15 protein-coding genes and 1 pseudogene are annotated in these 17,513 nt (G+C 65.8%); 6 read left to right on the forward strand and 10 right to left on the reverse strand.

Features of this window, described 5'->3' with window-relative positions:
• Positions 1-715: 715 nt before the first annotated feature.
• Entirely contained in the window at positions 716-1,852 is a 1,137-nt protein-coding gene (locus CVN68_RS05720; RefSeq protein WP_100281345.1) for a S41 family peptidase, read from the reverse strand.
• Positions 1,853-2,127: 275 nt separating this feature from the next.
• Complete coding sequence (locus tag CVN68_RS05725; RefSeq protein ID WP_158298753.1) at positions 2,128-2,532, reverse strand: hypothetical protein; 405 nt, start codon at positions 2,530-2,532, stop codon at positions 2,128-2,130.
• Between the two features lie 108 nt (positions 2,533-2,640).
• On the opposite strand from CVN68_RS05725, the pseudogene CVN68_RS24425 reads away from it, so the two are divergent.
• A pseudogene (locus tag CVN68_RS24425) lies at positions 2,641-2,754 on the forward strand (ACT domain-containing protein); the annotation flags it as partial.
• Between the two features lie 232 nt (positions 2,755-2,986).
• Here CVN68_RS24425 and CVN68_RS05735 read toward each other — a convergent pair.
• Positions 2,987-3,415 carry a winged helix-turn-helix transcriptional regulator gene (locus CVN68_RS05735; protein WP_100281348.1) on the reverse strand — a complete coding sequence of 143 codons (429 nt, stop codon included), beginning with the start codon at positions 3,413-3,415 and terminating at the stop codon, positions 2,987-2,989.
• Positions 3,416-3,470: 55 nt separating this feature from the next.
• On the opposite strand from CVN68_RS05735, the gene CVN68_RS05740 reads away from it, so the two are divergent.
• Together CVN68_RS05740 and CVN68_RS05755 are read left to right on the forward strand one after the other, a co-directional pair.
• Positions 3,471-4,079 carry an NAD(P)-dependent oxidoreductase gene (locus tag CVN68_RS05740; RefSeq protein WP_100281349.1) on the forward strand — a complete coding sequence of 203 codons (609 nt, stop codon included), beginning with the start codon at positions 3,471-3,473 and terminating at the stop codon, positions 4,077-4,079.
• 1,061 nt (positions 4,080-5,140) lie between these two features.
• Positions 5,141-7,429, forward strand: coding sequence for a TonB-dependent receptor (locus tag CVN68_RS05755; protein ID WP_233503593.1), 2,289 nt, complete (start codon positions 5,141-5,143; stop codon positions 7,427-7,429).
• 65 nt (positions 7,430-7,494) lie between these two features.
• Here the strand turns inward: CVN68_RS05755 and CVN68_RS05760 are convergent, their stop codons facing one another.
• From CVN68_RS05760 to CVN68_RS05790, 7 genes are read right to left on the reverse strand one after another with little or no spacing between them, the layout of a single operon-like run.
• Complete coding sequence (locus CVN68_RS05760; protein WP_100281351.1) at positions 7,495-8,652, reverse strand: LLM class flavin-dependent oxidoreductase; 1,158 nt, start codon at positions 8,650-8,652, stop codon at positions 7,495-7,497.
• A 9-nt stretch (positions 8,653-8,661) separates the two neighbouring features.
• Positions 8,662-9,618 carry an LLM class flavin-dependent oxidoreductase gene (locus tag CVN68_RS05765; protein WP_100281352.1) on the reverse strand — a complete coding sequence of 319 codons (957 nt, stop codon included), beginning with the start codon at positions 9,616-9,618 and terminating at the stop codon, positions 8,662-8,664.
• A complete protein-coding gene (locus tag CVN68_RS05770) occupies positions 9,615-10,223 on the reverse strand; it encodes a nitroreductase family protein (RefSeq protein ID WP_100281353.1) in 609 nt (202 codons plus the stop codon). The genes CVN68_RS05765 and CVN68_RS05770 overlap by 4 nt, the downstream gene beginning before the upstream one ends.
• Complete coding sequence (locus CVN68_RS05775; RefSeq protein WP_100281354.1) at positions 10,223-11,068, reverse strand: ABC transporter ATP-binding protein; 846 nt, start codon at positions 11,066-11,068, stop codon at positions 10,223-10,225. The genes CVN68_RS05770 and CVN68_RS05775 overlap by 1 nt, the downstream gene beginning before the upstream one ends.
• A gap of 13 nt (positions 11,069-11,081) precedes the next feature.
• Positions 11,082-11,861: an ABC transporter permease gene (locus tag CVN68_RS05780; RefSeq protein WP_233503594.1), complete on the reverse strand. Its 780-nt coding sequence runs from the start codon at positions 11,859-11,861 to the stop codon at positions 11,082-11,084.
• Positions 11,858-12,649: an ABC transporter permease gene (locus CVN68_RS05785; RefSeq protein ID WP_100281355.1), complete on the reverse strand. Its 792-nt coding sequence runs from the start codon at positions 12,647-12,649 to the stop codon at positions 11,858-11,860. The genes CVN68_RS05780 and CVN68_RS05785 overlap by 4 nt, the downstream gene beginning before the upstream one ends.
• Entirely contained in the window at positions 12,649-13,782 is a 1,134-nt protein-coding gene (locus CVN68_RS05790; RefSeq protein ID WP_233503595.1) for an ABC transporter substrate-binding protein, read from the reverse strand. Before CVN68_RS05790 ends, CVN68_RS05785 begins: the two co-directional genes overlap by 1 nt.
• 245 nt (positions 13,783-14,027) lie before the next feature.
• On the opposite strand from CVN68_RS05790, the gene CVN68_RS05795 reads away from it, so the two are divergent.
• The 3 genes from CVN68_RS05795 (at position 14,028) to CVN68_RS05805 (ending at position 17,509) form a co-directional block, all read left to right on the forward strand.
• Positions 14,028-15,080 carry an ABC transporter substrate-binding protein gene (locus CVN68_RS05795; protein WP_100281357.1) on the forward strand — a complete coding sequence of 351 codons (1,053 nt, stop codon included), beginning with the start codon at positions 14,028-14,030 and terminating at the stop codon, positions 15,078-15,080.
• A gap of 86 nt (positions 15,081-15,166) precedes the next feature.
• On the forward strand, positions 15,167-16,291 hold the full coding sequence (locus CVN68_RS05800; protein ID WP_233503596.1) for a sigma-54 interaction domain-containing protein: 1,125 nt from the start codon (positions 15,167-15,169) through the stop codon (positions 16,289-16,291).
• Between the two features lie 150 nt (positions 16,292-16,441).
• The gene (locus CVN68_RS05805; RefSeq protein ID WP_100281358.1) at positions 16,442-17,509 is read left to right on the forward strand and encodes an ABC transporter substrate-binding protein; all 1,068 of its coding nucleotides are present in this window, start codon (positions 16,442-16,444) and stop codon (positions 17,507-17,509) included.
• Positions 17,510-17,513: the final 4 nt, after the last annotated feature.

The following is a 17,513-nucleotide window of genomic DNA, read 5'->3' on the forward strand; positions in this document are numbered from 1 at the left end:
GAAGGCAGGCCAAGGTCAGTTTCAAGAATGAATCACTCCCGCTCCGAACGAATTCAGCGGGAGTCGCGCGCTAATCAGGGCGCGGGATTGGGGGAGCCCGTCACTTTGACATTCCTGCGGTTGTCAGCCCTGTCGTGCGTGTACTCAGCCTTTACACCATTATTCACAGTGCCCGAGCGCTCGACCTTGATGAGCCGACCTTTGGCGTCGTAGGTGTAGGTGAAGGTTTCGGAGGCAGCTGCCGAAGATGCAGCCGCAAGTGCGGCACAGGTCGAAGCCAACAGAAGACAACGCATATACCCCCTTTTCGGCTTTCGCCGGCACAAAACTCAGAAACGACCGCGATCTGCTCTGGACCCGTAGCGAATCGTCTTGTTGCGCCCATGCATCAAATCGCACAAACGCCAATTCTGCAAGATGCTTTCTTTTGCTACCCGCGGCTAATCTTGCCACAGCCGAATGCGAGGTGACCCCACCATGGACGTTCGACAGGCGGAGGCTACGCCGGCGCCTCAGTACCCCCACGCGGCCTCACGAGAACCGGCCTAGAAAATGCGGAGTCATTAGACGGAAACCGGAGCGGCACAGCTCGCGACTGCTATGCGCCCAATGTCGGCCATTCCCGAGCGGCGCGCGAGTTCCCGAAGTCGGATGTTCGTTCAGCCAAAGGTGGCGCTATACGCTATTGGGTGGTTGGGGCCGGCTGACTGCGCCCCTATAACATCCAGAACGGCTTCCACTCCATCTTCTGGCTCGGCCGCTCGGAATAGTTAGTGTGCTGATCGCTAAGGTCGTCGAGCGGTTGATCGTTGGCATGGGAGAAAGCTGCTTCCATCGCCCGATCCCTGCCCGCCGTCCAATCGGCGAACCGGAGCGGGACCAATATGTCGGGCATGGTCCAGATCCGCTTGTCATAGGGGTGGGAGTCGAACCATGGCAGGGTCGACACGTATGCGCTGAACCCGTCGCCCTGAAACGGCCTGGCATCGCCCTCGTGATTGGGGGCGCCCCCGGAGGGTTCGCCCATGAACACAGCCCAGGTCTCCCGCTCGATCCTCGATGTCAGGTTCTGGGCAGCCGAAAAGGTGTGAGGTCCGATCAGCACATAGAGCCCGCCGGGGCGGTTGAAGCGGGACCGTTCGAGATGTTTCCTCAGGCCCTCGCCCATGCGGTTGTCGCCGCCGTCGTTGCGGCGCAGGTCGAGTACGACCCGTTCGATCGCGGGGGCCTCCATAGCCGCAAACGCTTCTCGCACGAAGGCCAGGATCGAGTCCTTGCTGGCGAACAGGCGGTCGAACGCAATGACCAATGTGCGGCCTTCTGCGTGGGCGAAGTTGGGCGCGAGCCCCGGCCGCCACGTTTCGACCGGGAACGGCTTTCGGGGAAGCGGGACTAGCCCCTCGCGCCCGTCCGCGCGCGGGATCAGCACGGCCTTGACGAGCGAGCCGCCTACCTCAGCCTCGATCGTGACCGGCGCCGAGACGCCGGCGGGCGGCGCCAATCGCGCGCCGCGCAGGACCGCAGGTCTCAGGATCAAATCCGCGTCATGGTGGGCCCGGGTGGCGTTGTTGCCGGGCCACATGGCCGCGAAGGATCTCAGGACCTTTTCAATGGCGACTCCATCCACACGCGTGATCCGTGCACCAAGCAGAGGCGCGCCTTCTCCCTTGGCCGCGGTGACGTAGAGTCCGTCGAAGAAGGGGTTGGTGGCAATCGGAAGGGTGAGGTCGAAGCCGGGCGCCTTGATCATTCCCGCTGGTCCCACACGCCCATCCACGTACATCGTCGTGTGGCCGTCATGGAACCAAGCCAACCGCGCCATGAGGCCCATGAGATAGGCCTCGGAGTTCATGGTGTCAGCCTCAGCGGCGAGGCGATCCCACCCTGCTCGCCAAACCGGGTCTGCGGCGGCTATCCAGCCGCGCGGGTGGGTCGCCTCAGCGTACCTGCGCAATCGCGCGGCTTCCGAGCGGCGGGGTTTGGAAACGGCTGCCGCCGCCGGAACTGCCAAGCTTCCTGACAACAGGATGGAGAACTCCCGTCGCGTAGGGCGATATGATCGATTCATGTTCCGATATCCCTTGGTGGCTTGCTTAGACGGGCGAACCTCACCTTATGCGGCGTGGATCACGCCACGCGCGCTCGGACGATCGGGGACGACGCGTCGCGCCGGGCCAGGCTGTCGCGGAATGACGGGCCGGAAACGGGAGTGGAGAGGCGAACGCCGGGCGAAGCGTCGAACGTCACGGCTTCCTCGCGATAGGGAAGCGGAGCGGCGGTGATCGCCGCCTCTTGCGGGCGCGAAGACGCGAAAGGGACGGCCTGAGTTTGCGCAGCCGCCGCCGTTCCGAGGAGCGTGCCGACCGAAAGAGCAAAGATCGGTAACCCCATAGAGCCTCCGGAGAAAATGTCGCGCCGTCGGCGGCCCCCGCTCGCCTGCCAGCTGTATTGGTGATACATGAATGTAATACGGTCAAGAGGTAAGTTCTCACTTCTCTCGCCATACGCCGAGCACGTCGGCGCGATGCGCATGTCGGCTTCAAACTCATCATCAGTGGCCTCATCGTCATGAAGCTGGCTCCGCAGGGCTGAAAGGAACGAACGATGGTGGTACGCGAAACCTCGGCGATGATCGCCGGCATGAAACCCGAACTGGTCGGCGGCGAGTATGTGTTCTGCACGGCTCCCGACCCCATGCTGGCGGCCAGGTGTCTGCCGGGCGCTCTTGCCATGTTCCGGGAACGCGAGGGCACCTCGTTTATCATGCCTCTCGAAGAAGCAGGCCTGCTGGGCTTCGATTGCTCGATTCCGATGCGCCAGATCACGCTCAACATCTTTTCAGCGCTCGACGGGTTAGGCCTGACCAGGCTCTATGCTGCCGCCGATGCGAACGGTCCTGACCCTAGTCAACATCGCAGCCCGTCATACCGCATCATGCGGCGGCGCGAATCCAGGGTGGCGAGCCGGTGTAATCCAATTCCGGCATCTACAAGGCCTCGCGATGGTCGGCGATTGAAAGGCGCCGATCGAATTCCCGCTGCGCATCCGCAACATACGGCATACGCGTCTCAGCCCAGTCGATCATCATCTGCAAGGCGCCGAGAAGTTCTCGACCGAGCGGTGTGATGCGATAGCTGACTGTCACCGGCACCGTCGCCACCGCATGACGGGTGACCAGTCCGTCACGTTCCAATGATTTGAGCGTCTGGCTCAACATCTTCTGCGATATGCCGTCGATCCGCTGCTTCAGCCGGCTGAAGCGCACCTCCTCCTCGCCTAGCAACAGGAGGATCAGGACGCTCCATTTGTCGCCGATCAGATCCAGCAGCTGTCGGGTGGGACAATCCCGCGCATAGGCATTGCCCCTGCGGGTTTCCTGAAGGTGACCAAGGGAGGAAAAAGTGCCGTCTTGCATAGTCGGTCTCCATACCCGACTTGGTATACAGTAGAAACTGAAAAGGAAGCCTCTCATGCACGTCGCGGTTTTAGGCGCGAGCGGTCGCGCGGGTTCGGAAATTACGAAGGAGCTTGCCGCGCGAGGACATCAAGTGCGCGCTATCGCCCGGCAACCCGACGCGATTCCAAAAGGAGAATCCATTCAGCCGGTTGCCGGTGATGCATCTGACGCCAGGGCGCTGTCGGGGCTGATCCGAGGCAGCGATGCGGTCATCAGCGCGCTCCACTTCGACGTTCCTGCCGAAACCTTGCTGTGCGCACTAAAGGACGCCGGAGTCGGTCGCCTCCTGGTGACGGGTGGGGCGGCGAGCCTTGAGGTTGCCCCCGGCAAGCGTCTGTTCGACACGCCCGATTTCCCGGCAGAGTGGCGGGAAATCGCGGCAGATGGCATCACCTTCCTTGAGGCACTGCGACATGAGAGCCAGATGGATTGGACGTTTTTCTCGCCAGCCGCGTTCATCTTCGAAGGCCCGCGCACCGGCACGTTTCGGCTCGGCGGTGATCAGCTGGTCGTCGATGAAACCGGCGATAGCAAGATCAGCTTTGCGGACTACGCCATCGCCATGGTCGACGAGCTCGAAGAGCATCGCCACAGTCGCAGACGATTCACCGCAGCATATTGACGTGCAGGTTTGGGAACGTCTCCAAGTCCGCCGAACGCCGAAAGTGGGGCGCATGGCCGACAGGCAACTCACCCACTAGCGGCCGTGCAGTTTGTGGGCCGTGTGTGGACGGCTCTCCGTTGGCAAGAGGTTTTCTGAGCATCCGCATTGCGCTGGTTGTGCGGCCATGTATTCGACCTGTAATGCGGCCTTGTCATGCGCCGCTGGCCATAATGCCATTCGCGCGGTTCAGGTCCCGATCGTTAGCTCGCACTCGAGGTGCACGGCCCAAATGGGTTTTCCTGCCCCGGCGGTATCAACCGGCTTTGTGCGTCAGCTCCTGTCCGCCCTTCCCAACATCGTCGGCGCTCGCTACGCCTGATCCTACGCGGTTGCCACCGCAGGTTCTCTGTATCGCTCGCCGCTGATCATCAGTGCCCACACCATCCTGGCGGTTTGTTCGCGAGCGCGACGGCCGCTACCTTGACCGACCGCCGCGCCATCAGCTGAACCAGCCAGGGCCGTTTGGTACCATTGCGCCGGGCGCAGCGTATGACCGCCATCGATCCGACCACCTGGCAGCTTGGCAAAAAGGCCAACCGCCGCCCTCATGTCAGCCGCCGCTGCACCACCACCTTCCCCAACGCATCAATGCCGTGCACCTGAAAGACCGACTTTGCGATATCCAGACCAATCGTCGTAATCTCTTCCATCGTCCTCTCCTTCCAACTCCCCACGTTAGCGCGGGAGGTTGGAAAGCCGTCCACAGCATCATTTGCAGACCGGCAGGTTTCGCATTTGAACTCCGATAGCTGCCGTTCGCGAGTGTTGCAGACGCAGCAGCACGCGCTGGCTGGTGTTGGGTTACCACCACCCAATCCGTCGATATCAAGGCGCATCAAATCGATATAGATTTGATTTAAACGCTTAACCCTTGTGGCACATCCCTTGCTCACATCCCCTCGACCGCGGCGCGATCACGCCGAACCATCGGGGGATATATCTTGCCCAACTTGCCCAATCGCTCTGTCCTGTCCCTCGCCGCGCATACGAGCGCGCTGGCGCTGACGCTGGCCGGGGCAATGCCAACCTTAGCCGCGTCCCGCGATGAACCCGAGGCCGAAACTGAGACCAAGACCGACGAGGTCACGGCGCCCGATCCCGAGGACGATCCCGCCGGGGCCGGCACGAACGACATCGTCGTCACCGCTCAGCGCCGCGAGCAGCGCCTTCAGGAAGTGCCGACCGCCGTCACCGCGCTGAGTCGGGAGATGTTCGCCGAGGGCGGAGTCGGCCGTTCGGCGAACGAAGTGCTCAATCTGGTGCCCAATGCGTCGGCGGGCACCCAGCAGCATGGCCGCCCGCGCTGGTGGATCCGCGGCGTCGGCGCCGGCCAGCAGCAGCTCGACCTCGCCAATCCGGTCGGCTTCTATCTCGACGACGTCTATATCAGCAACGCGAGCGCCACCGGCCTGCCGCTGTTCGACATCGAGCGGGTCGAAGTGCTCCGCGGCCCGCAGGGCACGCTCTGGGGCAAGAACACCACCGGCGGCGCGATCAACGTCATGTCGAAGCGCCCCTCGCTGACCGACGGCGCAGACCAAAATTACGTGAAGCTCGAATATGGCAGCTTCGACAACAAGATCGCCGAAACCGGCCTTGGCGTGGCGATCGTGCCGGGCGTGCTGGCGACGCGCATCTCGGCGCGCATCGACGATCGCGAAGGCCGTTTCACCAACCTGTTCACCGGCGAAAAATCGAACGCGGTTCGCGACAATGTGGTGCGCGGGCAAGTGCTGCTCGCGCCCGCACCCGGGTTCGAGGCGCTGCTCAGCCTCCATTATCGCGACTATGAAACCGACGGCACCTATTGGACGACCGCCAGCTACGCTCCCAGCGGCGTGTTTCGGAACGGCTATGTGCCCTCGACCGACAAGGACGAGATAAACACCAATGCGGGCGAGTTCAGCCGCGCGTCGCAGTTTGGCGGCTCGCTCCACCTCGACTGGGACGTCGGCGCGCTCACGCTGACCTCGATCACCGGCTATGAGCGTTTCAAGACCCGCGGCGCCGGCGACGGCGACTATACCCCGCTCGAAATCTCGCGCAGCTACACGCAGGCGCGCAGCCAGCAATGGACGCAGGAGCTTCGGCTTGCCTCGCCGCAGGCGGATCGGCTGAACTGGATCCTCGGCGCCTATTATTTCAACGAGAAGATCGTCTCGAACGCCTGGTCCGCCACCCTGCCCGCGGGCTCGGTTCCCGCCCGGCCGGGCAGCACCGCACCCGCGGCCTACAGCCTGACCAGCTACGACCACCGGGCCGAGAGCGGCGCCGCGTTCGGCAGCGCGACCTTCGACTTCACCGATGCGGCGAAGCTCACCGTCGGCGCGCGCTGGACCCGCGAGACCAAGACGCTCGACTTCGATCGCAGCGCCTCGCCGGGCGCGGCAACCTCGTGGAGCAATTATGCGCATTGGTGGGACAGCTATACCGGGACGTTCGGCGGCGCCGGCACCTTCGCCGGCGATCTCAGGAAGACTTGGGACGCCTTCACCTACGACGTGACACCGTCCTGGACCGTCGCGCCCGACAATCTGCTCTATTTCAAGTATTCGCACGGCGTGAAATCAGGCGGGTTCAACACCGCGGCGACCTTGCCGGTCGCACTCGCCACGGTCGAGCCGGAAGAACTCGACGCCTTCGAGCTCGGCTACAAGTCGCAATGGTTCGATCGGCGGCTGACTTTCAACGCCACGCTGTTCCACTATGATTATCGCAACGTGCAGATCAACGTGGTCGGCCCCAATCCGGGCGCGGTGGGGGGCGCAACCGTGTCGTACCTGCAAAATGCCGCCAGGGCGCACGTCAACGGCGCCGAAATCGAGCTGGAGGCAGCGCCGGTCGAAGGGCTGCGGCTCACCGGCGCGGTCGGCATCCTCGACACCAAATATGACGAGCTGCAGGTGGTGAACGGCGGCGCGGACCTGTCCGGCGCCCGTTTCGTCCGCGCGCCGAAACTGACGCTCAACGGCAGCGCGACCTACACCATCCCGCTCGGCCAGAGCGGCAGCGTCGATCTGTCGGCGGACGCACGCTACACCTCGCGGCAATTCTACTACATCACGCCACAGGAGGTAGTGAATCGCTATTTCCTGACGCAGGGCGGCTACACCATCGCTAATGCGCGGATCAGCTACACCGCGGCGAACGAGCGCTACACGCTCACGGCGTTCGTCAACAATCTGCTCGACACCGAGTATCTCAACCACGCGCTGCCCGCGGCGAACGCGGCGCAGACGATTACCGGCGACACTGTCGCCTGGGCCGATCCGCGCACGTATGGGGTCTCGTTCATCGTCCGCTTCTGAGCTTCCCGGGTGCAAAAAAGGGCGCCGGTGATATGCCACGGCGCCCTTTTCATTGTCTGGCGACTTCACTCCGCGGCTTGCAGCACCCCGCTTTCCCTGCGGCCGAGCAGCGGCAGGACCTCCTCGCCGACGCGGTACGCCTCCTCGAGATGCGGCGTGCCCGCGAGGATGAAAGCGTCGGTCCCGCGTGTGATCAGTTCCTCGAGCCGCGCCGCGCATTGCTCGTAGCTGCCGACGATGCCGAGCGCCGGCCCGCCGCGCAGCAGGCTGAACCCGCCCCACAGATTGGGCGCGACGATCAACTCGTCATAGCGCGTCGCCTCGCTGGGCTTGAGCGCCTGTTGGCGCGCCGCACCGACGGAGTCGGTCGGCCCCCCGCGCGCCTGCCGCCGCCGCTCGGGGCTCAGGCTCTCGAAGCCGGCGCGGACCTCGGCCCAGGCTTCCTCCTCGGTCGGGCGCGCCACCAGATCGACGCGCACCGCGCATTTCTGCTCGCCGCCCAGCGCGGCGGTGCGCTCCTTGACCCGCGCGAACTTGTCGGTGAGCTGGTCGAACGGCTCGAGCCACGAGAGATAATAATCGGCGTGCTTCGCGGCGGATTGTAGCGCCGCGTCGGACGAGCCCGAGAACCAGATCTCGGGTATCTCCTCGCGCGCCAGCAATGGCGAGAGGCCGCCGTCGCGCACCTGATAGAAGCGCCCGTCATAGGAGAAGCCCTCCCCGCCCCACACGCCCTTGAACACATCGAGGAACTCGGTGGTGCGGCCATAACGGTCGTCATGGCTGAAGCTGTCGCCCCACCAGAGCTGCGAGGGCCCGCCACCGCCGGTGATGATGTTGAACACCGTGCGCCCGCCGGTCGCGCGCTGGAGGCTCGCCGACATCCGCGCGGCGTGCACCGGATTGAGGAACCCCGGCTGGAACGCGATCATAAAGCGGAAGGCCTTGGTCTCGCGTGCGAGAAGCGGCGAGATCACCCACGGATCGTCGGTGTTGGGAAAGGACGGGATCAGCCCGCCGATGAAGCCGACGCTCTCGGCGGCCTTCGCAATCGCGCCGAGATGGTCGACATAGCGGAAGCCATCGTCCGCGCCGTTACGGTCGAGCCCGGGCGCGATATTGCGCGTGCCTGTCGGCGACCAGTCGCCACGGTCATAGGCGGTATCGCGCAGGCTGCCGTGGCAGCCATGGCTGGGCAGGCGCCAGTAGAAATCGATGGTCATGCGAACACCTCAAGCAGCGGCCGCCACGCGCTCGGTGAGCGCGCGGAAGCGGGGGAGGACATGTTGGCCGATGCGATACGCCTCCTCGAGCGAGGACGGCGCGGCCAGGACGAAATGGCGCAGGCCCAGCACGGCAAGATCCGCCAGCCGCTGCGCGACCTCGGCGTAGGTGCCGGTGATCGCCGCGCCGGGAAGTCCCGCGCTCTCGGCATACCGTTGCGCGTCCGCGGCATTGTCGCGCGCCAGCACCGGCTGGATCACGCCGAACGCCACCGAACGACCGGCGCGCACCGCGAGCGCGTCCAGCGTCTCGATGAGGCCGCGAAGGTCCGAAGCGGGAGCCGCCGCGAACAGGTGGACGTCGGCGGCACGCGCCGAGAGGCTGAGCGCTTCCTCGCTCTCGCCCTGCAGGAATACCTTGGGAAAGGCGACGCGGTTGAGCGGCGCCTGGAACCCGCCCCCCTTCACTTCGAAATGTTGGCCGGCGAAGTCGAACGGCTGTCCGGCGTGGACGCCGCGCGCGACGGCCAGAAATTCCTCGGTCCGGGCGTGCAACTGCTCTTCTGGAACGTGATCCCCGTCGCGGGCGCGTGCGGCGCTGCCGGCCGCGCTCGCGATTGCCCAGCCGAGCCGCTCGTGCGTCTGGCGCTGGAAGCTCACTGCCTGCTTGGCGGCATAGACCGCCGAGCCCGCCGATGCGGGGAATTCGGGGATCAAGGCAAGCCGCGCCGCCGAGCGTGCGATCGCCGCCGCGACGATTCCGCTGTCGTCGGATTGCGGGCGGTGCGGCAGAAACAGGCCGTCGAACGCAGTCTGCGCCGCCGCCTGGGCGACCTGCGCGTAATAATCGTAGCGGTTGAACGCGGGCGTACGGACATCGCGGAACAGCTCGGATTGCCGGGCTCCGGGTTCCGATCGCGCCGCATCTTCGGCGACATCGAGTTGCCAATAGCTTTGAATCGTCATGCCGCATCCCTCTCGCTTGCAAAGGCTGGCTGGCCGAGCCGGCCCGCGAACACCGTTTCGGCGATCGGCCGCCGGGTGCTGGGGCTCTCGCCCGCGTGGAAATCGGCGTGAAGCGTATCGAGCGCGCCTTGCCGCCCGAGCGCCACGATCGTCTCGATCGCGAAGTCCCCGGGCACCGCCAGCTTCTCGCGTGCCGCATCGCGATTGAAGCCGCCGATGCCGTGGGTGTGCCAGCCGAGCAGCAGCGCCTGGTGCGCGAAATTGGTCCATGCCGCGCCTGCGTCGAAGCTGTGCGAGTCATTGTCGACGATCGCGCCGCGCCGTTCGAGCTTGAGCTCGGACAGGACGACGATCAGTGCCGACGCGCGCGACGCCCAGAGCGCGTTGCGCGGCGCGAGCAGCGACACGAAAATGTCCCAATGCGCATCGCCATGCCGCGCGATCAGGAAGCGCCAAGGCTGGACGTTCGAGGCCGACGGCGCCCATCGCGCCGCCTCGAACGCGCTCGCCAGCACGGCATCGGGCACCGGCTCGCCGGTGAAGCTGCGCGGCGACCAGCGATCGACGAACAAAGGTTCGACGGGGTGATCGGGGGTGCGGGCCATCAGCGCGCCTCCCGCCCGGGAAGATGTACGAGGTTCGACGGCCCACCCGGTGCGGCGGTAAGTTCTGCCAAGATTTCGTCCTTGAGTCGGTGGAGCAAAGGCGCGGCGCGGTCCCGCGGGTGCGGCAGGTCGACCTCGACGATGCGCCGGATGCGGCCCGGATCGGGAGCCATCACCACCACCCGGTCGCCAAGATACAGCGCCTCCTCGACGTCGTGCGTAACCATCAGCATAGTCGAGCGCTGGGTCATCCAGATGCGCTGAAGCTCGTTCTGCACACGGACCCGGGTGAGTGCGTCAAGCGCGCCGAGCGGCTCGTCGAGCAGCAGGAGCTTGGGCTCGGTGACCAGCGCCCGGGCGATCGCCGCGCGCTGTGCCATCCCGCCCGAAAGCTGGTGCGGATAGGCTTTCTCGAAGCCGGTCAGATTCACCAATGCGATATGCTCGGCGACGATCTGGCCGCGGCGCGCCTTGGGCACCTCGGTGTTGAGCAACGCGAGCTCGATATTCTGCTCGAGCGTCATCCACGGAAACAGGCGATGGTCCTGGAAGACGATGCCGCGATCGAGGCTGGTGGTCGAAATCCGCTCGCCGTCGAGGCGGATCTCGCCGCGATAATCATCGTCGAGCCCGACTATCAGCCGCAGCAGGGTCGACTTGCCGCAGCCCGAAGCGCCGACGATGCTGACGAACTCGCCCGGGCGGATGTCGAGGTTGATATTCTCAAGCACGGTGCGGGCCGCGCCGCCGATGGTGAAGCTCTTGTGCAGGTCGCGGACGGCCAGCGCCCCGCTTGCCGCCGGGCCGCCGGTCGGCGCCGGTCTCGCGAGCACTTCGTGGATCATGGGATTCTCCTTCTCAGCGCAGGGGCGCCTGCCAGCGCAGCAGATGCTGGCGGAGACGCAGGAACAGGCGATTGATGGTGAAGCCGAGCGCGGCGGTGACGAGGATCGCGACAAGGATGATGTCGATCCGCTGCTGCATCTGGGCGAGCTGCATCGTCACCCCCAGCCCGCCGCCGACGCCGAGCAGGATCTCGCTGGCGATCGACGCGATCCACGCGAAAGCGAGCCCTTGAGTCAGCCCGGTGAGAATCAGCGGCATCGCCGCCGGCAGCAGGATCAGCCGGAAGCGCTGAAGTGGGGTGAAGCCATAGATCTGCCCCACCTCGACAAAGCGCCCCTCGACCCCGGCGACGCCTTCGAAGCTATTGAGCAAAGTCGGGAAGAAGGCGGACAGGCTGACCACGATCAACTCGGTTCCCTGCCCCGTGCCGACCCATAGCCCGAGCAGCGGTAGCCAGCCCATCAGCGGCACCTGACGAATCGCCTGCAGCAAGGGATGGAGCAAGCGATCGAGCGGCCGCCAGATCGCCATCGCCACGCCGAGCGCGATCCCCAGCGTCCCGCCGATCGCCAGACCGCTCAGGCTGCGCGACAAGGTAGAGGCCATGTCGGAGAACAGGCTCCCGTGCACCGCCAGCTCGACAAACGCCGCGCCGACCGACTGGAGCGGCGCAAAGGCCAGCGCATGCGCCCCACCCGACTGCGCCTGCACTTGCCACCACAAAAGAAACAGCCCGGGCGCGATCAGCCCGATGCCGGCGCGCGCCCAACCCCGCGAAAGCAGCGCGGTCATGCCGCCCTCCAGCGCGACGCGCGGCGCTCGATCGCCTTGGCGCCCCGATCGAGCAGGAAGCCGATCAGGCCGCTCACCAACACACCGGCGAGCACCACGTCGATGCGAAACATCTGGCGCCCCATCTCCATCATCTGGCCGATGCCGCTGTCCGCCGCGAGCAACTCGGCGGCGATCAGCACCACCCATGCGCGGGTCAGCGCGACGCGCAGCCCGGTAACCACCGCGGGCAAGGTCGCCGGGACGAGGATTCGCCGGATCAGGTCGGGAAGCCGGGTGCGATAGACCCGCGCGACTTCGAACCACGCCTTGGGAACGCCGCGAATCCCGTCGAACGCGGCGAGCGCCACCGGGAAGAACGCGGCGAGGATGACGATCGCCACCTTGAATTGCTCGTCGATGCCGAAGAAAATCACCAGCATCGGCACGAAAGCGATCACCGGCACTTGCCACACCGCGAAGAAGAACGGCCCGAACGCCGCCTCGGCGAGCCGCGACAAGGCGATCGCCGCGCCGAAAGCGAGCCCGGCCAGCGCCCCGATCGCGAAGCCCAGCACGAGCCGCGTCATGCTCTCGCCAACATGGCGCTGCAGCTCGCCGGTTTCCGCCAGTTGCCAGAGCGTGCGCGCGACTTCGCTCGGCGGAACAAGCACCTGCGGCGGAAACAGGCCGCTCAGGCAGAGAAGCTGCCACAGCGCCAGCAGCAAGATCGGTGCAAGGAAAGAGGCGAGCGGCGATTGCCGCCGCGGCACCGGCGCGACAAGCGCGGGGAGCGCTGCGCTCGCCATCAGGAGGCCTTGGGCGCCACGGCCTGCGCCTGGGCCGGCGCGGGTGCCGTGGGACTCCAGAAGCTTTCGAGCCTGGCGTCGCGCAGCGCCGGCGCCACGAAGCGTCGGTCGATGAGCTTGTCGACATCGACCTTGTTGCGCACCAGTCCGCGCGCAAAGGCATAATCCGCGACCGACCGGTAATGGTCGACCAATTCGGTGGTGAAGGTCGGCGAGAAGCGCTCGCGCCACGGGATGCCGTCATTGGCATAGTCGCGCGCGATGATCTCGACGGGCATCGCGCCGCGCGCCGCATCCTTGATGACGCGGTCGCGGTTCGCCTCCTGCGCCGACCAGGCGGCGGCGCGGATATAGGCGTTGACCACCAATTGGGTCAGCTCAGGATTCTCGTCGACGAAATCGCCGCGGCCGAACAATTCGGCACGCATCCGCCAGTCCGCCGGCGCCTGCTTGGTCGACCAGATCACCCGCCCGGCCCCCTTTTGCTCGAGCAGCAGCCCGTCGGAGAGCAGGAAGGCGGCGTCCACATTGTCTGAGGCGAGCGCAGCCGGCGTCGCCGCGGGGTTGATGTTGACGATCTTGAAGTCGCTTTGCTTGAGCCCGTTGGCGTCGATCAGCTTGGAGAAGGGCAGTTCCCACGGCCGGCCGCGGTGGAGCGCGATGCGCTTGCCCTTGAGATCGGCGATATTGCTGGCGGCAAGGCCGTTGCGCACGACCAGATAGGAATGCAGCCCCTGCCCCATCGGCGCGACGAGCTTGAGCGGGACACCGCCCGAAATCGCGATGATCGCCGGGAAATCGCCATAAGCGGCGAAGTCGATCCTTTTGCCGGAGAAGCCCTCGTTGATCAGCGGTCCGCCCACCGCGGTCGGCACCGGGGTCAGCGCCAGCGCGACGCCGCGCTTTGCGAGCTCGGCTTTTAACCAGCCGTCGCGGATGACTACAGCAGTCAGGCCGTTATATATTTGCTTGCCCTCGAACGGGTAGGCGATCCCCGCGATCGTGACCGTCTTCGGTTTACCGCCGCTATCGCCATCGCCGCGAAACTGGAACGCCGCCAACGCCACCGCGACGATCAGCACCACCGCGCCGATGGCCCAGGCCTTGATCGATTTGGGTTTCTGGATCGCCACGCTGCGCTTCTCCTTTGCGGGCGATCGATGCACTTCACGTGCCAATCGGCGCGCAGGAGGGAGGCGGACGTCGGCGGCTGGTTTCGAGCCGGCCGATTGCGCAATTCGGAGCAGTCCCGGCCGCGCGGTTGCGCGAAATGCAGCGGTTTGCGCGAGATCGTCGTCCGCACGGCTTGCCGGACAGGTTGGCATGCGGTTTGCTGAGCCCGCACCGAGCACCGCCGGATATCGGGAGACGGAAGCGAATGTCGGCAGGCAATGCTGCTCCCGGGCCAGAGTGCATCTGGATAACCCGCTGCCCGGTACCCGCGGCCTCGGGCGTAGCGTGGTCGCTCGGCTGGATGACCGAGGCGTTCGGCCGCGACGGCATCGCCGTCAGACGCGTCCGCGAAGCTGGACTGAATCTCGTCTCCGCCGATCCCGAACGACAGGCGCGATACCTGTTCCGTGAAGGCGGCAACATCCAGGCGCTAGCCGCGTGCGCCGACGGCGCCCCCACCCGGGTGATCGGCCTCACCTGGATCGACGAGCGACAAGCAATCATGGTCCGCCCCGACACCAGGATCATGGAGCCGGCGGACCTCAAGGGCTTGCGCTTCGCCCTCCCCGGTTTCGCCCGCACCCGCGGCGAGAGCATCGCGCGCGGCATGGCGCTGCACGGGATCAAGGGTGCGCTCACGCTCGGCGGGCTTGATCTCGACGATGTCCGGATGGTCGATCTTCCCGCACCCCCGGTCGAGCAGCCGACCTCGGCCGGCATGCGCCGCTTGTGGCTCGGGCTCGAATGGCTGGCGGACGGCCGGGTCGACGCCGTCTATGTAAAAGGCGCCGCCGCCGCCGAAACCGCAGCGCGGCTCGGCCTGACGGTTGGAGTCGACCTCGATGCCTATCCGAGCCGCCTCGCGCGTGTGAACAACGGCACGCCGCGCCCGATCACCGTTCACGAGCATATGATCGAGCAGCATTTCGATCTGGTGGTGGGCTTCCTCGAACAGACGCTGCGTGCCGCCGACTGGGCCTCGACCAATCTGCCCCGGCTGCAGCACATATTGGCGCAGGAGACGCTCGCCGGGATCGCTGCGGTAGGCGCCGCTTATCGCAATGATTTCCACCGCTCGCTGCATCCCGATCTTTCCGGCGACCGCGTCGAGATGCTGCGCAGTCAAGCCAACTTCCTCTGGTACCACGGTTTTCTCGAAGAGGCAGTCGATGTCGATCGCTGGATCGACCCGCGCCCGCTCGAGGCCGCGTTGCGGCGTCGGGCCGCGGCCGATGCCGGTTCGCTGGAGCCCGTATAAAGCTCAGCTAGGGCCGGCCACGTATTTCCTACTTATCCAGTAGGGTATTTGCTGGTACCTTGTGCGACAAGGATCTGGAGGGATCTATGGTCGCAGTCCCGCACGAGGAAATGGTCGAAAACCTGGAAATCGGCCTGTCGGAGCGCAAGCAGCCGGGAGGGCGCCCGGTTCTCGCGTTCGATTCGGAGAAGCACCATTCGGTGGGCCCCCGGGCCCGCGCCTTCGTCTTCTCCGATCCGCAATCGCGCGCGCTGATCCCGCTCATCGAGAAGACCGCGCCGAGCGAAGCCAACATCCTCGTCATCGGCGAGACCGGCACCGGCAAGGAGCTGGTCGCGCGCTATGTCCATTCGCTCAGCGACCGCGCGAATGGCCCCTTCGTCGCCGTCAATTGCGGCGCCTTTTCCGAATCGCTGATCGAAGGCGAGCTCTTCGGCTATGAGAAGGGCGCCTATACCGGCGCGCATCTCGCCCGTCCCGGCTGGTTCGAGGCGGCCAATGGCGGCACCCTGTTCCTCGACGAAATCGGCGAGATGCCGCTCTCGCTGCAGGTAAAATTGCTACGCGTGCTGCAGGAGCGCGAAGTGGTCCGGCTCGGCTCGCGCACGCCGATCCCGCTCGATGTCCGCGTGATCGCCGCGACCAATATGGATCTGCACCGTTCGGTGGCGAATGGCAGTTTCCGCCCCGATCTCTATTATCGCCTGCAAGTGGTGACGCTGCCGCTGCTGCCGCTGCGCGAGCGCCGCGCCGACATCCTGCCGCTCGCGCGACACTTCCTTCAGGTCTATGGCGACAAGATCCAGCCGCGCCGGCTCGATCTCGGTCCCGCCGCCGAGGAGGCGCTCTACCGCCACGACTGGCCGGGCAATATCCGCGAGCTTGAGAACGCCATCTACCGCGCGACTCTCGTCTGCCAGGACGGCGTGATCCAGATCCCTGACCTCGGGCTGTCGGGGATCGTCTATGGCGAACCCGTCGCACCCTTGGCGGCAATCGACCCGGCCTTGGCCGAGCTCGAAGATATCGTCCGTCCGCTGGTCGATATCTTGCTCAAGGGCGAGCATGACGCATTGCTCGACCGGCTGGTCAGCACCGTCGTCACCGAGACCTTCCAGCGCTGCGCCTCCAACCAGATCAAGACCGCCGCCGCGCTCGGCGTCACGCGCAATGTCGTGCGCACGCACCTCAAAAATTTCGGGCTGATCTGACGCAGCGGTGAAAACGCAGCACGACGGCTGATCAATATCACGCAACGCCGCGCCGCTCCGGAGCGCGATAGGTGCGGTCCCCCTCCAAGCGCAGCCTTGGCACGCTCTTTGCTCCTTGTTTCGCAGCATCAGCTGCACGGGAGCAAGGCAATGGCGACAACGCTGGACGAATTGTGGTTCACCCGCTGTCCCGTCCCGACCGCGACCGGTATCGCCTTCAGGCTCGGCTGGCTGACCGACGAATTCGCTGCCGACGGCATCACGCTGCGCACGCTGCAGGAGTCGGGCTCCGAACTCGGGCAACACCATTATGATCACCGCCTGCCGACGCTGATCCGCGAGGGCGGCAACATGCTCTCGATCGCCGCCCGCGCGCAGGGCGAGCCGACCAGGCTCGTCGGGCTCACCTGGATCGAGGAGAGCCAGCTGATCCTCACCCGGCCGCACACCGGCATCCAGAGCGCCGCCGATCTCAAGGGCCGCCGTCTCGCGCTTCCCGGCTGGTCGCACAACGACATTCCCAGCCATGTCCGCGGCACCAGTATCGCGCGCGGCATGTCGCTCGCCGGCTATAAGGGCGCGCTCGCGTCGGCGGGGCTCACCCTCGACGACGTCGATCTGATCGAGGTGCCCGATCGTCTGCGCAACATCGGCGGCAGCGGCCGCGATCTCGCGCCGCGCCGTACCGGGCTCAACCGGCTCTGGCCGATCGAGGCTCTGGTCTCCGGCCATGTCGACGCGATCTACGTCAAGGGCGCCTCGGCGCTAGACGGCGCGCGCGAAGTCGGGCTCACCGTCGCAGTCGATCTCGACGCGCTGCCCGATCGCCGCTTCCGCGTGAACAACGGCACGCCGCGCCCGATCACCGTCCACCAGCTTCTGCTCGACGAGCATTTCGACGTGCTGGTCCGCTTCCTCGCAGTGACGCTGCGCGCCGCCGACTGGGTCAAGGCCGAGCCCGGCAAGCTGCGCGAGATCCTTGAATTCGAGACCGAAGGCAGCCCGGAAGCAGTCGATCAGGCCTATCGCCATCTCCACGAAGGCCTGCACCCGACGCTCGACGCCGAGCGGCTGACGCTGTTCGAGCAGCAGAAGAAGTTCCTGTTCACCCACGGCTTCCTCGACGCCGATTTCGCGCTGGCCGACTGGGTCGACCCGCGACCGCTCGAAGCCGCGCGCGCGCTCGCCGCGCAACCCGCCATTTCCGAAGCCGCCTGAGAGG

The organism is Sphingomonas psychrotolerans (genome assembly GCF_002796605.1).
GTDB lineage: Bacteria > Pseudomonadota > Alphaproteobacteria > Sphingomonadales > Sphingomonadaceae > Sphingomonas > Sphingomonas psychrotolerans.

What these genes read in the sequence shown, in the direction of transcription:
- CVN68_RS05720 (WP_100281345.1), bottom strand. Translation starts at nt 1,852, where the DNA reads ATGAACTCCGAGGCCTATCTCATGGGCCTCATGGCGCGGTTGGCTTGG.
- CVN68_RS05725 (WP_158298753.1), bottom strand. Translation starts at nt 2,532, where the DNA reads ATGCGCATCGCGCCGACGTGCTCGGCGTATGGCGAGAGAAGTGAGAAC.
- CVN68_RS05735 (WP_100281348.1), bottom strand. Translation starts at nt 3,415, where the DNA reads ATGCAAGACGGCACTTTTTCCTCCCTTGGTCACCTTCAGGAAACCCGC.
- CVN68_RS05740 (WP_100281349.1), top strand. Translation starts at nt 3,471, where the DNA reads ATGCACGTCGCGGTTTTAGGCGCGAGCGGTCGCGCGGGTTCGGAAATT.
- CVN68_RS05755 (WP_233503593.1), top strand. Translation starts at nt 5,141, where the DNA reads ATGCCAACCTTAGCCGCGTCCCGCGATGAACCCGAGGCCGAAACTGAG.
- CVN68_RS05760 (WP_100281351.1), bottom strand. Translation starts at nt 8,652, where the DNA reads ATGACCATCGATTTCTACTGGCGCCTGCCCAGCCATGGCTGCCACGGC.
- CVN68_RS05765 (WP_100281352.1), bottom strand. Translation starts at nt 9,618, where the DNA reads ATGACGATTCAAAGCTATTGGCAACTCGATGTCGCCGAAGATGCGGCG.
- CVN68_RS05770 (WP_100281353.1), bottom strand. Translation starts at nt 10,223, where the DNA reads ATGGCCCGCACCCCCGATCACCCCGTCGAACCTTTGTTCGTCGATCGC.
- CVN68_RS05775 (WP_100281354.1), bottom strand. Translation starts at nt 11,068, where the DNA reads ATGATCCACGAAGTGCTCGCGAGACCGGCGCCGACCGGCGGCCCGGCG.
- CVN68_RS05780 (WP_233503594.1), bottom strand. Translation starts at nt 11,861, where the DNA reads ATGACCGCGCTGCTTTCGCGGGGTTGGGCGCGCGCCGGCATCGGGCTG.
- CVN68_RS05785 (WP_100281355.1), bottom strand. Translation starts at nt 12,649, where the DNA reads ATGGCGAGCGCAGCGCTCCCCGCGCTTGTCGCGCCGGTGCCGCGGCGG.
- CVN68_RS05795 (WP_100281357.1), top strand. Translation starts at nt 14,028, where the DNA reads ATGTCGGCAGGCAATGCTGCTCCCGGGCCAGAGTGCATCTGGATAACC.
- CVN68_RS05800 (WP_233503596.1), top strand. Translation starts at nt 15,167, where the DNA reads ATGGTCGCAGTCCCGCACGAGGAAATGGTCGAAAACCTGGAAATCGGC.
- CVN68_RS05805 (WP_100281358.1), top strand. Translation starts at nt 16,442, where the DNA reads ATGGCGACAACGCTGGACGAATTGTGGTTCACCCGCTGTCCCGTCCCG.